Origin of the sequence: Alteromonas sp. MMG017 (assembly GCF_018100795.1) — a bacterium.
Classification (GTDB): domain Bacteria; phylum Pseudomonadota; class Gammaproteobacteria; order Enterobacterales; family Alteromonadaceae; genus Alteromonas.
Map to the genome: position 1 here is coordinate 21,921 of NZ_JAGJDY010000018.1, position 14,322 is coordinate 36,242.

General features: G+C 45.2%; 14 protein-coding genes. 5 read left to right on the forward strand and 9 right to left on the reverse strand.

Going from position 1 to position 14,322, the window contains the following annotated elements:
* Nucleotides 1–2 precede the first annotated feature (2 nt).
* Complete coding sequence (pdsR, locus tag J8L84_RS19700) at nt 3–692, reverse strand: proteobacterial dedicated sortase system response regulator (protein ID WP_211072187.1); 690 nt, start codon at nt 690–692, stop codon at nt 3–5.
* 816 nt (nt 693–1,508) lie between these two features.
* On the opposite strand from pdsR, the gene J8L84_RS19705 reads away from it, so the two are divergent.
* From J8L84_RS19705 to J8L84_RS19715, 3 genes are read left to right on the forward strand one after another with little or no spacing between them, the layout of a single operon-like run.
* Nucleotides 1,509–2,429, forward strand: a complete 921-nt coding sequence (locus J8L84_RS19705; protein WP_211072198.1) for an ABC transporter ATP-binding protein — start codon at nt 1,509–1,511, stop codon at nt 2,427–2,429.
* A 2-nt stretch (nt 2,430–2,431) separates the two neighbouring features.
* Nucleotides 2,432–3,244 carry an ABC transporter permease gene (locus tag J8L84_RS19710; RefSeq protein ID WP_211072188.1) on the forward strand — a complete coding sequence of 271 codons (813 nt, stop codon included), beginning with the start codon at nt 2,432–2,434 and terminating at the stop codon, nt 3,242–3,244.
* Entirely contained in the window at nt 3,244–3,924 is a 681-nt protein-coding gene (locus tag J8L84_RS19715) for a methyltransferase domain-containing protein (protein WP_211072189.1), read from the forward strand. The genes J8L84_RS19710 and J8L84_RS19715 overlap by 1 nt, the downstream gene beginning before the upstream one ends.
* Before the next feature lie 27 nt (nt 3,925–3,951).
* Here the strand turns inward: J8L84_RS19715 and J8L84_RS19720 are convergent, their stop codons facing one another.
* Nucleotides 3,952–4,671 (reverse strand): EAL domain-containing protein, encoded by a 720-nt coding sequence (locus J8L84_RS19720; RefSeq protein ID WP_211072190.1) that lies wholly within the window; start codon nt 4,669–4,671, stop codon nt 3,952–3,954.
* Between the two features lie 276 nt (nt 4,672–4,947).
* On the opposite strand from J8L84_RS19720, the gene panP reads away from it, so the two are divergent.
* Nucleotides 4,948–6,576 (forward strand): pyridoxal-dependent aspartate 1-decarboxylase PanP, encoded by a 1,629-nt coding sequence (gene panP / locus J8L84_RS19725; RefSeq protein ID WP_211072191.1) that lies wholly within the window; start codon nt 4,948–4,950, stop codon nt 6,574–6,576.
* 122 nt (nt 6,577–6,698) lie between these two features.
* Here panP and panC read toward each other — a convergent pair whose 3' ends face one another.
* The 7 genes from panC to sfsA form a co-directional block, all read right to left on the reverse strand.
* Nucleotides 6,699–7,547 (reverse strand): pantoate--beta-alanine ligase, encoded by an 849-nt coding sequence (gene panC, locus J8L84_RS19730; protein ID WP_211072192.1) that lies wholly within the window; start codon nt 7,545–7,547, stop codon nt 6,699–6,701.
* Between the two features lie 12 nt (nt 7,548–7,559).
* Entirely contained in the window at nt 7,560–8,354 is a 795-nt protein-coding gene (gene panB, locus J8L84_RS19735) for a 3-methyl-2-oxobutanoate hydroxymethyltransferase (protein WP_061997979.1), read from the reverse strand.
* Between the two features lie 50 nt (nt 8,355–8,404).
* On the reverse strand, nt 8,405–8,902 hold the full coding sequence (gene folK, locus J8L84_RS19740) for a 2-amino-4-hydroxy-6-hydroxymethyldihydropteridine diphosphokinase (protein WP_211072193.1): 498 nt from the start codon (nt 8,900–8,902) through the stop codon (nt 8,405–8,407).
* Nucleotides 8,895–10,211 carry a polynucleotide adenylyltransferase PcnB gene (gene pcnB / locus J8L84_RS19745; RefSeq protein ID WP_211072194.1) on the reverse strand — a complete coding sequence of 439 codons (1,317 nt, stop codon included), beginning with the start codon at nt 10,209–10,211 and terminating at the stop codon, nt 8,895–8,897. Before pcnB ends, folK begins: the two co-directional genes overlap by 8 nt.
* A gap of 98 nt (nt 10,212–10,309) precedes the next feature.
* The gene (gene gluQRS, locus J8L84_RS19750; protein ID WP_211072195.1) at nt 10,310–11,401 is read right to left on the reverse strand and encodes a tRNA glutamyl-Q(34) synthetase GluQRS; all 1,092 of its coding nucleotides are present in this window, start codon (nt 11,399–11,401) and stop codon (nt 10,310–10,312) included.
* Nucleotides 11,402–11,469: 68 nt separating this feature from the next.
* The gene (dksA, locus tag J8L84_RS19755) at nt 11,470–11,919 is read right to left on the reverse strand and encodes an RNA polymerase-binding protein DksA (RefSeq protein ID WP_013786299.1); all 450 of its coding nucleotides are present in this window, start codon (nt 11,917–11,919) and stop codon (nt 11,470–11,472) included.
* Between the two features lie 217 nt (nt 11,920–12,136).
* Nucleotides 12,137–12,838, reverse strand: a complete 702-nt coding sequence (gene sfsA / locus J8L84_RS19760; protein WP_211072196.1) for a DNA/RNA nuclease SfsA — start codon at nt 12,836–12,838, stop codon at nt 12,137–12,139.
* Nucleotides 12,839–12,940: 102 nt separating this feature from the next.
* Here sfsA and pepB point away from each other — a divergent pair, with 102 nt between their 5' ends.
* The gene (gene pepB, locus J8L84_RS19765) at nt 12,941–14,233 is read left to right on the forward strand and encodes an aminopeptidase PepB (protein ID WP_211072197.1); all 1,293 of its coding nucleotides are present in this window, start codon (nt 12,941–12,943) and stop codon (nt 14,231–14,233) included.
* Nucleotides 14,234–14,322: the final 89 nt, after the last annotated feature.

Below are 14,322 nucleotides of genomic sequence, written 5' to 3' on the forward strand. Positions count from 1 at the left end.
CCTTACAACTGCCATCGATACCCCATACCGTAAACAGTATCTATGTGGTCGAATTGGGGGTCTAATTGAATGAATTTTTTGCGCATGCGTTTTATATGAGAAGTAATGGTGGTGTCGTCTACCACCATGCGCGACTCATCCATTAATTGTTGTCTGCTTTTTACGTGGCCCGGGTGTTTAATCAGCGCGTGCAACATCCAAAACTCGGTTACGGTTAAGGCAACGGGTTCTGTGCCCCAACTTACCGTCATGCGTGAGGCGTCTACTTTTAATTCACCTATACGAAGCTCGTCTTTTTGTTCAACAGGGGCTGACATTAAATCACTTCGCCTGAAAAGCGCGGCGATACGGGCAAGTAAGTGTGCCATACTGATATCTTTAGTTAAGTAGTCGTCAGCACCCATGCGAAGCCCACTGATGGTGTCTACATCGTTGTCTCTTGCAGTAAAAAAGATAATAGGCAAGGTAGGTGACAACCCTCGCAATTGCTGGCATAGCAAGAAACCGCCTTCCATTTCTTCTTTTAAACCAATATCAATAATGGCTAAATCTGGAAGAGCTTCGTTAAACGCCTGAGTGGCCGAGGGGCGATCTTCAAATGCATTAACTTTGTAGCCTTGTGCCCTTAAGGCAACAAGGTAGTTTTCTCTTATAGCAGCATCATCTTCTACTAGCGCAATTGTTTTAGGCATGAATTCTACTCTTAATCATTCTTTACACTACTATACCTTGGCAAAAGCGCCTGTGCCTGAGTTCGGCGCAAATTCCATAAAGTCGCCCGCTTTTCGCCATATTTGCCATTAAACAAAATAGCTTTTCCATTATTGTGCCCTGATATTGCCTTGTCTGCTTGGTTAACTATATCTGTGCTTGGGAAGACAGATTGACTCAAGTATGACTCACTTTGGTACGCCAACCCCTTGCACTGTGCCTAGCCCCCAACTAGGTGCAGTGCTTTTTTATACATCTATTTTCAGTTAAGCCTCTTTTATCTAAGTCAGCCGGCCCTCGTTCTGGTCACGTTTCTCTTGCGATAAATAGTCTGTAGTCAGCTAATTATCAGGCACAAAACGAGCTATGCCCCGCAGTATGCAAAAGTCCTATATTAAGGGTTCGATAAACAAATCGATAAGAGCAGCAAAATAATCGGCAAGTACAGGGGAGTGGCAGACAGAGAGGGCAATAAATGTGGCATAATTGTCTCCTTTTTTATGAAGTCTTTAAATTAGTGATAGCATTGGCGGAATAGGCACTAAATGCCCCTGTTGCGGCAAGGGTTGAATTAATCGCATTTGCCAGCACTATGCTTTAAACATTCTGGCGGTAGGTATGCCGTCATATTATCACTGTTGTCGGTGTATCATGACTGATTGGTAATCACCTCAACTGAATTTAAAGCGCATTTGATTTACAGCAGGCTCTCGATTTATAGAGCTTTCGATTGACAGGGGCTCCATTCATGGAGGCCTTAAATGACGAGCAACTTACGAGCAACATACGGGCAGCACATGAAAGCGTTGGATATATCAGGCTTAACCAAAACCTATAAAGGTGGCGTACAGGCGCTTAAAGGCGTCGATCTCACTGTTGATAAAGGGGATTTTTTCGCCCTGCTTGGCCCCAATGGTGCGGGTAAATCTACCACCATCGGTATTATTAGCTCTTTAGTTAATCAAACCGATGGCAAGGTATCGATTTTTGGTTACGACCTTCATACTCAAAAAGAGCAAGCCAAAGCGTGTATTGGCCTAGTGCCACAGGAATTCAACTTCAATCAGTTCGAAACCGTGATGCAAATTGTGCTCAACCAAGCCGGTTATTACGGTGTGCCACGAAGCATTGCGAAAGAACGGGCACAGAAGTATTTAGCCCAGCTCGATTTGTGGGAAAAACGAGATGCCAGAGCTCGTGAACTATCAGGCGGTATGAAGCGCAGGCTAATGATTGCTCGTGCCCTTATGCACGAGCCTCGTTTATTGATACTTGATGAGCCTACCGCTGGCGTAGATATAGAAATCCGTCGTTCAATGTGGGGCTTCTTAGAAGAGATTAACCGCCAAGGTATTACCATTATCTTAACCACGCATTATCTGGAAGAAGCAGAAATGCTGTGTCGCAATATTGCCATCATTAACAAAGGCACCATTGTGGAAAACACCAGTATGAAGGCGCTATTGTCGAAATTGAATACAGAAACGTTTGTGCTGGACATAAATCTTGGTCAACAAAAACCGCACTTGACCGGCTACGAGAGCCGTTTACTTGACGACCATACGTTGGAAGTTGATGTGGAAAAGGCAGAAGGCTTAAACCCGGTTTTTGCTCAATTAACCGAGCAAGGCATTCAAGTTCTGAGTATGCGTAATAAATCAAACCGATTAGAAGAGCTGTTTGTACGTTTGGTTGAAACGGCAAAGGCAGAGGGTTAAACATGAATTCACAGGCAAACACACAGTCTGACGAAAAGATTGGCTGGTTCAAACAAAACTATGTGGCGCTAACCACCATTTGGATAAAAGAGTGCACTCGCTTTTTACGCATTTGGATCCAAACCTTAGTGCCACCCGCTATTACCATGAGCTTGTATTTCGTGATATTTGGCAGCCTTATCGGTAACCGAATAGGCGAAATGGGCGGGTTTTCTTACATGGAGTTTATCGTTCCAGGTTTGATCATGATGTCGGTCATTACCAACTCATACGCAAATGTATCCTCGTCTTTTTTCAGTGCTAAGTTTCAGCGCAATATTGAAGAATTACTGGTCTCTCCTGTGCCCACATCGGTGATCATTTTAGGTTTTGTTGGGGGCGGTGTAGCAAGAGCAGTGCTAATTGGCATTATTGTTACCTTGGTATCGCTGTTCTTTGTTGATGTGCAAATACACCACATTGGTATCATTATTCTTACGGTACTACTTACCTCATCACTGTTTTCTACCGCAGGGTTAATTAACGCTATTTTTGCTAAAACTTTCGATGACATTAGTGTTGTACCCACTTTCGTTTTAACACCGTTAACCTACCTTGGTGGCGTATTCTACTCACTCAGCTTACTACCAGAGTTTTGGCAGTGGGTGAGCAAGGCCAACCCTGTTGTGTATATGGTGAATGGTTTCCGCTACGGATTCTTAGGTGTTTCAGATGTTGACGTTACCTTATCGTTAGCATTATTGGTGGGCTTCAATATTGTGCTGTTTGCTGTTGCTTATTACCTGCTTAAAACGGGCAAAGGAATACGTAGTTAATGGCAAGTGGGAATTCTAGAAGCATCACTACGAATCAAGAAGGTGTGCACGAAAAACTCGATGACTTAGTAAAGCGTTATAAGTCATCAGAAAACCAGCGTCCTATTGGCGAGCACACGCTGCTCGCCTTTAACGAAGCAACCGAATGGCTTGATGGGTTTACTGGCGATATTATATTGGACTCTTGCTGCGGCGTGGGTGAAAGCACAGCAAATATTGCTAAGGCGAACCCTGAGTGCCGTGTTATTGGATTAGATAAATCGGCGCAGCGGGTGGATAAGCATCAGCATTATTGTGCTGGGCAAGATAATTATCGGGTTATCCGCGCTGATGTGAATGACTTTTGGCGATTGGTTCACAGGGCCAATTGGAAGGTGATCCAGCATTGCTTGTTCTATCCAAACCCGTATCCGAAGAAAGCCCAGGTTCAAAAACGCTGGCACGGAAGTGCAGCCATGGCAGATTTAATGGCCATTACCCCCAATATTGAAGTGCGTAGTAATTGGTTGGTTTATTTAATGGAATTTGCCCAAGCGGCTACGCATTACGGTTTGGTGTCTGATTTGACTGAAATCACGTCTGATAACGCCATGACCCCTTTTGAACGCAAATATCGCGCTAGCGGGCAACACTGCTGGTCGCTTAAGTGCTATTCAGAAGAGGCCGAAGGGGGCGCGTAGATTGAGGCCGAGCATAGCTACCGGCGCCTAGTGATGTGGGGTATTCGGTTGTGGAGGGCTAAAGACATAGCCTTGTGCATACTGAATGGGCAGCTTATTCACGCTTTCAAGCAATAAATCCGTTTCAATATGTTCTGCTACCACGCTAATAGCGCGCGTTTGGCATAGTGCGAGCAAATTATCGACGTAATCTTGCACTGCATCATCTTGTTCATAGTGGCTTATCAAACCACCGGCTAATTTGATGCCCTTAATCGGCATATTCAATATTGCATTAATATTGCCTGGGTTTTCACCCACGTTATCTAAGAAAACCCCAAGTCCTGCCTCGGCGCTTCTTTCAACAAACGCTTGCATTAGCTCTGGGTGGGTTAATGCACTGGCGGCACTTATCTCAATGCTGGCTCTTTCTGGGTTTGGGTAGTCTATCAAATGGGAAAGAAGCGTGTTAGTCAGGTTTTCGTTAAGTAAATCTCGCGCGCTAATATTAATGCTCCACGGCACTTGTACATGGCGAAAGTAACGAGCACTTTGGCAGAACATAGCTTCGGTAAGTGCTTTAACGTGTTGCTCGCGTTCAATTAAGTAGAGAAATTCACTGGGTAAGAAGGTTTTGTCTTCAGCGGTAATTAAACGAGCCAAGCACTCGTAACGCCATACACGTTTAGACCTTAAATCCATGATAGGTTGGAAGTAGGGAACGATATTATTGATAGAAACGGTTTCACTTACGGCTCTTATTGGCACATTGCTGCCTTTATTTTTATTCGTATGTATAGGCAAAATATAGCACTACCCGTCATCATTTGAGAAGTTTAGGTTACTTCACTGTATTGATAGTGAATTATCACCACAGAATATCTTGTGCTGATACAGGGTCAAATCATTGGGATACGCTTGGCGTAGTGGGCAATCTGAGGTAAAGTTCGTGACCCTGAAAGTATTATGATCGCTTTCAGCGTAGGCAACGAAGTAGGGTTGTGTTTTCTTGAAAAAGAGTCATTTTAAAGTGAGGTCGGTTGAGTGGGTGAAGCGCAAGTTAGTCTAGAGCACTTGTTTAGGGTCTTTACCAAGCCTGAACACAAAGACTCAAAGATGGCTCAAATTGAACAGCATTTATCTGACAATATCTTAGATTTTTTGTCGCAGCACGTTGTTACCAAAAAAACTTCGCTAGAAGAAATTGAGAAAGATTTTAGTGATTCAAAAGTTCCTGAATCGCCAGAGTTTGTGTCAACCCATGCTGAAAGCTTGCTAGACAAACTGGTTGCCCATTCGGTAAATACCTATTCGCCTACGTTTATCGGTCATATGACCTCTGCACTACCGTATTTTCATTTGCCCCTGTCTAAGTTGATGGTGGGGCTTAATCAGAACCTGGTGAAAATTGAAACCTCTAAGGCCTTCACGCCTCTTGAGCGTCAAGTGCTAGGTATGATGCATAACCTTGTTTATGACGAATCCAAAGACTTCTACGACAATCACTTACACAGTGCTAAGCGTTCTTTAGGCGCCTTTTGTTCCGGTGGTACCATTGCCAATATTACCGCCTTGTGGGTAGCGAGAAATAAAATTTTGGGTCCGCAAGAGGGGTTTGCTGGTGTAGCAAAAGCAGGGCTGGCTGCGGCTTATCGTTTCCACGACATTAATCATCTTGGTGTTATGTGCAGTAAGCGTGGGCATTACTCCTTATCAAAAGCGGTTGATGCCTTAGGCTTAGGCCGCGATCAATTATTATCATTACCTGCACCGAATCAAACCCTCGACCCCGAAAAAGCGCTAGCCGCTGGTAAACGCTATCAGGAAGAAGGTAACAAGTTATTGGCCATTGTTGGCGTTGGTGGTACTACTGAAACTGGGCATGTCGACCCGCTTCATGAATTGGCTGACGTAGCTAAAGAGCTAGGTTGCTGGTTCCATGTGGATGCTGCATGGGGCGGGGCAACCTTGTTTTCATCGCAATATAAACATCGCTTAAAAGGCATAGAGCGTGCCGACTCGGTCACAATTGATGCCCATAAACAAATGTACGTGCCAATGGGTGCAGGTATGGCGTTATTCAAAAACCCTGAAGATGCCAATGCAGTGCGCCATCATGCACAATACATATTGCGTGCGGGCTCTAAAGATTTAGGTGCGACTACCCTTGAAGGCTCGCGTAACGGTATGGCCATGATGGTGTATTCTGCCATGCATATCTTTGGGCGCAGAGGCTATGAGCTGTTAATCGACAGAAGCATCGAAAAAGCGGGCACCTTTGCCGATATGATTGCGAAGCACCCAGACTTTGAACTGACCACATCGCCTACACTATCATTGCTGACTTATCGCGTTTGTCCAGCTGGCCTGCAAGAAAAGCTTAAACATGCAGATGAAGCCACTAAAGATAAGATTAACGAGAAGCTTGATAGGCTGACTGTAATTGTACAGAAGCAGCAACGGGAGGCGGGGAAGTCTTTTGTCTCTCGTACACGCTTGGAGGCGCCAGAATACCCCACCAACTGTATTACTGTGTTCAGAGTGGTGTTAGCAAATCCTCTTACCAGCACCCAAGACTTGCGTAATATTCTTGAAGAGCAACATACTATTGCTACGAAAACGAAGTTGTATAAAGAATTGGTGAAGATGATAGAGACAATACCTGCGGCGTAAACATGCCCGCAAAGCTTTCATATAGAAATTTTTGTATTGAAGCTTTTATATTGAAAGCCCCCGCATGAATGCGAGGGCTTTTTTATTGGATGTGCGTTAGAGCCTGTTAGCTATAACTGACGCTATAATTTAATTTGGAGGTTATCGATAAGACGGGTATTACCCAGAAAAGCGGCCACCAAAATAACCAAGTGTTTGTCGGTTTGTTTCGCAGGTTTTAGGCTTTCGGCGTTAACAATATGAACATAGTCGTTGTTAAATCCTGAGTCGGTTAGGATATCTGCAAGGTCTGCCGCTAACGCTACATAATTTCTTTCACCCGCTTCTATGCGTGCTTTTAGTGATTTCATTTCACTGTAAATAGTTGCTGCAGTATGACGTTGCTCATCAGTCAAGTAACCGTTACGAGAGCTTAAGGCTAAGCCAGATACATCACGCTCTGTAGGAATGCCATGAATGTTCACGCCCATAGAAAGGTCGCGCACCATGGTGCGAATTACCTGTAACTGCTGAAAGTCTTTTTCACCGAAAAAAGCATCGTGAGGGTGAACCATGTTAAACAGTTTGCTCACTACCGTCGCTACACCGCGAAAATGCCCGGGACGACTTGCACCACATAGAATATCCGAAATATCGGGTACTTCTACTACTGTTTGATGCTCAACACCGCCGGGATACATATCGCTAACGCTGGGTAAAAATACGGCATCAACACCCGCTTCAATAAGCTTGGCTTTATCTTCTTTAATCGTGCGCGGGTATGCGTCTAAATCTTCGTTGACACCAAATTGCATAGGGTTAACAAAAATACTCACCACTACACGGGAGTTGTTCGCCTTGGCGCGTTTAACGAGTTTTAAGTGCCCATTGTGCAGGTTTCCCATTGTAGGAACAAACCCAACGGTGCTGCCACTGAATTTCCATTCAGTAGTTAGTTTTCGTAATGACGCAATGTCGTCAACAACCTTCATATTTAAACCTCGTTACTCAAAGCTGTGCTCGGGGGACGGGAATGCACCACTTTGTACTTCTGCAATATACTGCTGAACTGCCTTGCGCATATCGCCCGTCTCGGCAAGGTAGTTTTTTGAAAACTTCGGCATGTAATTGGCGCTAATACCAAACATGTCATGCATCACCAGTATCTGGCCATCTGTATCGTTTCCTGCGCCAATACCAATTACTGGTATGGTTAGCGCTTCGCTTACGGCCTTACCTAATGAAGACGGTACGCACTCTAGCACAAGTAGCTGAATACCTGCCGCTTCAAGCGCTTTAGCTTCTGCTAGCAGTTTTTCTGCTTTGTCTGCCTCGCGGCCCTGTATTTTAAATCCACCAAACACATGTACCGATTGAGGCGTGAGCCCTAAATGACCACATACAGGCACGCCGCGCAAATTCAAACCCTGAATGGTCTCGCATAACCAGCTTCCACCTTCCATTTTAATCATGCTTGCACCAGCAGCCATGAGTTTGCCCGCGTTCGCATACGTTTGTTCTGGGGTGGCGTAGGACATAAACGGCATATCAGCTAATACGAAGGCACGTTCTGTACCTCGTCTTACGCTACGGGTATGATATTCAATGTCTTCAATCGTTACCGGTAAGGTGTCGCTTTCTCCCTGAAGCACCATGCCGAGCGAATCGCCAATCAGCAGTGCATCAATACCTTGCTCATCAAACATTTTTGCAAAGCTGGCATCGTAAGCTGTTAGTGAGGTAATTTTTTCGCCAGCTTGCTTCTTTTTAAGCAAGCCAGAAACGGTAATTTTCTTCATAGCAACCTTCCAGGGAAAGAATAATGGGGCGAACTATACGGATTTTGAAGCTAAATGGAAGCGCGCAGGCGTTTAAGACCATCAAGCGAGCACTTAGCAACCCAGTGTGAAATAGGTTTTCCGTCGGGCATAACCATAGATTGGGCTATTTCAAACAGAGGAACTAACACAAATTCCCGTTCAGACATGCCAATATGTGGCACGGTAAGATCAGGCGCAGAAATAGTTTGGCTGCCGTAAAGTAATATGTCCAAATCTAGGGTTCTCGCGCCCCAGCGTTGTCCTTTACGTTCTCGGCCAAAGTCATGCTCAGTTCGCTGTAACTCACCAAGTAGCTTATGAGGCTCTAGGGTCGTTTCAATCAAGCATACTGCGTTAATATAATCGGGTTGGTCTTGCGGCCCCATGGGCTTACTGGAATACAGCGACGAACAGGTAAGTACGCGAGTGCCTTCAAGTAAACCTAATGCGATAAAAGCATCTTCAACGTGTTGTACAGGGTCGCCCAAATTGCTACCAATACCAATATAAACGTGCTCTTTATGCATCGGTATTTCTCGATGCTGGGCGGCGTTTACGCTTTCTTGGTTTGGGGCCATCACCCTCTTGGCGACGTAGGTCGTTTAACATTTTCTTTTGCTTGCCAGGTTCGCCATGCTGAAAATGTGTCCACCATTGGGCTAGTTCCAATAGGGCTCCGCCTTCAACTTGCCCGCGAACAAGCAGGAAATCGTAACCGGCACGAAATTTAGGATGGGTTAACAGCTGAAAGGCACGACGGCCAAAACGCTTAGGAAGGCGTTGCTGTAAAATCCAAATGTCGCGAATAACCGTGGAGAAACGCTTAGGGATCATAATGCGTTGCGTCTGTTTCGCAATCACTTCAGTTGACGCAAGGTTGAATGCATCATGCGCGCTTAATCCAGACTCTGCCTGCATAATTTGTGCGCGCTCTTCTAGCGGATACCAAAGCAATGCAGCATATAAAAATGCAGGTGTAACTCGTTGCTCGTTGTTGATTCTTTCATCGGTATTTTGCAGTACTTTTCGTACAAACTGCATTTCACGACTATTTTCATCTTCGATAAACGGTGCAAGTTGCGGAAACAACGGTGCAATCAAGCCGTACTCACGAAGCATCATAAAGGTTTTCTCACCTTGACCAGATAAGAACAGCTTTAAGGTTTCTTCGAAGAGTCGAGCGGCTGGAATATTATTTAGCAAGCTCGCTAGCTGCTTAATAGGTGCTGCGGTGTCATCGCTTATACGCATTGAAAGCTTAGTCGCGAAACGCACAGCACGAAGCATGCGAACCGGATCTTCACGATAACGCACTTCAGGATCGCCAATTAAACGTACTTCACGCTTTTCAATCGCTTCTAGGCCATTCGCAAAATCTTTTACGGTGAAATCAGCCACACTGTAGTACATGGCATTGAATGTGAAATCGCGGCGTTCGGCATCTTCTTCAATGCTGCCAAAAACATTATCTCTAACCAGTTGTCCGTGGGCATCTCGTTTTGACACTGCTTTGTTCTTCGGTACTTCTTTCGCTTCAGGCTCTTCGGTGTGATGGCCACGGAAGGTTGCTACTTCTATCACTTCACGACCAAAAACAATGTGGGCTAGTCTGAAACGACGGCCAATCAAACGGCAATTTCTAAACAGCCCTTTAATTTGTTCCGGTGTGGCATTGGTGGCCACATCAAAGTCCTTGGGCTCATGCCCCATCAAAATATCGCGAACACAACCTCCGACCAAATAAGACTCGAAGCCTGCTCCGTTAAGGCGATACATGACTTTCAACGCATTAGGGCTCACGTCTTCGCGAGAGATGCCGTGCTCCCCACGAGTCATAACACGAGGCTCTAGTACATTGTCAGCGGTATGTTCCTTAGTAAAGGCTCGCTTAACAGAATTGAAAACACGATGAATGATGGTGAAGTCTCCGAAGGTTATAAAGGATGGCTATAATAAGTGGATTCGCGCTTGCCCACAATAATTTCGGCTATTTTAGGTACTAATTTCCTATCCCAGCGTGATATTGCCATAGTAAGCAGTTGTGCGGCATTTTCAAATTCGTTAGCGTGATAGTTACCTTGGCCTAAAAAAGACAGACCATTAACGATATTTTCAAGCACATTTTTGTTGTTAATGGGCGCAGCATGGTTTTGTTTACTCAGCTTTCGCCCTGGTGACACTGCAGCAACCGGAATATGCCCATAGTGTGGCACATTGCAGCCTAATGAACGATAAACAGCGCGTTGAAGCGGGGTGACATCTAAAAGGTCGCTGCCTCGAATAATGTCTGTTACACCCTGATATTCATCGTCTAACGCTACGACAAAATTATAGGCGAAAAAGCCATCGCTGCGCTTAATCACTACATCTTCTGGTGCATTGCTTAACGGGTTCACTTCGCTTGCGCCTATCGAATTATCGTTGCTGTTACTATTGAAACTGCGTTTGACTCTGTGGTGTTTTGCTTCGACTAAGCCAGATGATGTTGAATGGGCTACAGAATTGACTACTGATAGCGCCCCTGTCTTATCAACACTGCCCATAATACCGTCATCGAAGGCATCTAAGTGGCAATCAAGTTTTAATCGTATTGCTAAGCTACGGGTATCCGATGCTAATTCAGGTACTGCCTGAGCGGTTAGGCCTAGGTCTCGACAATAGTGGTTATCGTGCCCGCCGTTTGCTTTTATTTGTTTGCGAGTACAGGCACAAAAATAGGCTGATTTGTCTGCTAGTAGGCTATCAAGTTTTGCCTGATACCTTGCATGCTGCTGTTGTTGATATAAAACGGAACCATCCCAGTGAAGGCCATGGCATTCAAGGGTACGCAAAATGTCGCTGTCGACACCAGGTAAACATCGGGGTGCGTCAATGTCTTCCATTCGAACTAACCATTGCCCATTGCGATGACGTGCATCTAGGTAGCTAGCGAGCGCGGTAACTAAAGAGCCGAAATGAAGTTGACCGGACGGCGAAGGCGCGAAGCGGCCGACATATTGAGGTGAGGAGTCGATTTTAGATGGCATGAATAGAAATACTGTTACACACCTCTATAGTAAATACTATGAGGCGTGTAACTTACTACGTAGGTTTATTAACCCTGTAGTTGCTTTTCTTTGATTTCTGCCATGGTCTTACAGTCGATACACAGATCGGCAGTAGGACGAGCCTCTAAGCGACGAATACCGATTTCAATGCCACATTGGTCACAAAAACCAAAGTCATCTTCTTCAATACGCTTAAGCGTCTTCTCAATCTTCTTGATCAATTTACGTTCGCGGTCGCGAGTACGTAATTCAAGGCTGAACTCTTCTTCTTGCGCAGCGCGGTCTACCGGGTCTGGAAAGTTTGCTGCTTCGTCTTTCATGTGCGTAACGGTGCGGTCAACTTCTTCACGAAGTTGGTTGCGCCATGCTTTAAGCAGTAAACGGAAGTGCTCCATTTGCGGCTCGCCCATGTACTCTTCGTCAGCGGTAGCCTGGTACGGCTGTAATCCTGCTAGTGCTAATAGCCCTAGGGATTTTGTTTCTTTACCTGTTGGCATCTGCCACATCTCCTACACTACGACATCCATCTTGTCCTGAATGAATCGATTAACTAAATCAAAGCCGTTCATTACAAGCAATTGCTCGTGTCTATGTAATTATTATGCTGAGGATATTGATTATAAGTCAGCACTGTTACTAGTTTACGTATTTCACGTACTTCCAGTAAAACAAGGCGCAAATATGAAGGCGAAATGAAAAAAATCAACCTATTTTTCACACGTTTACTGGTAGTGTTTGATTTATAACTATTTTTTGTTCATCAATTGAACAGCTTGCTGCGAGGAACTTGACTCCAGATGCGACCGCGGTGTTTACGGCGTCGGCGTAAACAGGATCAATATCTCGCGCTACTTGTACAGAATGCACGCCCGAATGCTGAACACAAAATAATAAGCAGGTACTTATACCTTGTTGAGAGAGTTCTGCAAGTTCTAAACAATGTTTTGCACCTCTAGCGGTGACTGCATCGGGAAAATAGCCTTGGTTTCCCCGCGCCAGAGTGACAGATTTCACCTCAATATACTCAAGGGTGTCACCTTGACCGCAGGCAAAGTCGAAACGACTATTACCACCAGGCGGTGTTACTTCAGCTTTCCAATGATTAATATCAGAAAATGCAGACAAGACCTTGTTATTTAGTGCCTCTGCCACCAATTTATTAGCATTGTGAGTGTTAATGCCAATGAAATCGCCTTCAAAGGTTTGGGCAAGCTCCCAGGTATATTTTAACTTTCGCTTAGGATTGTCAGATTCGCTCAAATAGACGGTGTAGCCAGGTTCGGCGCACCCTGTCATCGCCCCCGTATTAGGGCAATGTGCAGTGACTATTGAGCCGTCTTCAAGTTCTACGTCGGCAAGAAACCGTTTATAGCGTTTAATTAAGGTGCCACGTAGTAGTGATGGCGAAAAAAACATAACAATTGGCCTATAACGACATAAATTTACATGCATTGCGTTGCTAGAACTAAACATCTACCCCAGCAATGAAACGCAAAAATATATAAGGATTAAAACGTAATGGCAGAATTTACCGTAAGCTTATCCTCAGATAAAGCCAATAGTGCGTGGGGAGAAAATACTAAGCTCTCTTTTAGTGAAAACGGCGCAGTCATCCACTTGCCAAATGGCGATAGTGGCGCGCTTGAGCGCACAATTCAACAAGTCGCGCGTAAGCTTGATGGATTAAATATTCCCGAAGTAGCCTTAACGGGCAAGTGGACCAAAGAACAACAATGGGCTTTCGCGTTAAGTTTCACCCGAGCTCGCAACCCTTCAACTATCAAGTGGGCAGATAACGACGATAAGCAGTGGCTAGAGCAGAACTACGCAGCCTTACTATTTACCCGTCAGTTAGTGAACGACACACCAGAAGATTTAAGCCCTGAAACCTTAGCGCAGCGTGCAGCAGTTTGGTTGTCTGATTTAGGTAAAGAGCATGTGTCTTATACCATGACCGTAGGTGAAGAATTAAAAGACGCGGGTTGGACAGGTATTTATAACGTAGGCAGAGGCAGTGAACGCCCACCTGTGATGTTAGGCCTTGATTACAACCCAACGGGTGATCCTGATGCGCCTGTTGAAGCCGTTCTAGTAGGGAAGGGAATAACTTTCGACAGTGGTGGTTACAGCATTAAATCAAGTGAAGGTATGCTTGATATGAAATGTGATATGGGCGGCGCAGCTACCGTAACCGGCGCACTAGGCCTTGCCATTAGCCAAGGTATTACTAAGCGTTTAAAGCTCATTTTATGCTGTGCAGAAAACTTAATTAGTGGCCATGCTTATAAATTGGGTGATGTACTTACCTATAAAAACGGCGTGACTGTAGAAGTCGTCAATACCGATGCGGAAGGACGTTTGGTATTGGCTGATGGCTTAATGGCGGCAACAGAAACTGGCGCGCCATTAATTATAGATGCGGCCACTTTGACGGGGGCAGCAATGGTGGCGCTAGGTTCTGACTATCACGCCGTATTTTCAATGGATGACAGTGCGCGTTCGCAAATGCTTGCGGCTGCAAGCGCTGAGAATGAACGCTTTTGGCCATTGCCTATTGAACCTTTTCATGCCGACCGTTGCCCATCTGCCTTTGCAGATACCGCTAACAGCCGACCTATGAAAGGCGGTGGCGGAGGCGGTGCTTCTAACGCGGCAGGTTTCTTATCTCGATTTGTAAACCCTGAAGGAAAAGGATGGGTGCACTTAGATTTAGCGGCGGCTTATCATGGCGGCGCAACGGCAGAAATGCCAGTAGGTGCAACAGCCAAGGGAATCCGAAGCATTGCAAGAATGCTTCAAGACTTTAAATAAGTCGTAAACGGATGTCGCCCCCCGAATGTGGGGGGATAACGTTTTTTATTTTTTTTTTTTATTTTAATTGTTTTTGGTTTTTAAATGTT

Coding starts and splice junctions, on each gene's coding strand:
- dksA (WP_013786299.1), bottom strand. CDS start 11,919: ATGCCAACAGGTAAAGAAACAAAATCCCTAGGGCTATTAGCACTAGCA.
- panC (WP_211072192.1), bottom strand. CDS start 7,547: ATGAAGGTTGTTGACGACATTGCGTCATTACGAAAACTAACTACTGAA.
- pdsR (WP_211072187.1), bottom strand. CDS start 692: ATGCCTAAAACAATTGCGCTAGTAGAAGATGATGCTGCTATAAGAGAA.
- sfsA (WP_211072196.1), bottom strand. CDS start 12,838: ATGTTTTTTTCGCCATCACTACTACGTGGCACCTTAATTAAACGCTAT.
- folK (WP_211072193.1), bottom strand. CDS start 8,902: ATGCATAAAGAGCACGTTTATATTGGTATTGGTAGCAATTTGGGCGAC.
- J8L84_RS19705 (WP_211072198.1), top strand. CDS start 1,509: ATGAAAGCGTTGGATATATCAGGCTTAACCAAAACCTATAAAGGTGGC.
- gluQRS (WP_211072195.1), bottom strand. CDS start 11,401: ATGCCATCTAAAATCGACTCCTCACCTCAATATGTCGGCCGCTTCGCG.
- panB (WP_061997979.1), bottom strand. CDS start 8,354: ATGAAGAAAATTACCGTTTCTGGCTTGCTTAAAAAGAAGCAAGCTGGC.
- J8L84_RS19710 (WP_211072188.1), top strand. CDS start 2,432: ATGAATTCACAGGCAAACACACAGTCTGACGAAAAGATTGGCTGGTTC.
- pepB (WP_211072197.1), top strand. CDS start 12,941: ATGGCAGAATTTACCGTAAGCTTATCCTCAGATAAAGCCAATAGTGCG.
- pcnB (WP_211072194.1), bottom strand. CDS start 10,211: ATGACTCGTGGGGAGCACGGCATCTCTCGCGAAGACGTGAGCCCTAAT.
- J8L84_RS19715 (WP_211072189.1), top strand. CDS start 3,244: ATGGCAAGTGGGAATTCTAGAAGCATCACTACGAATCAAGAAGGTGTG.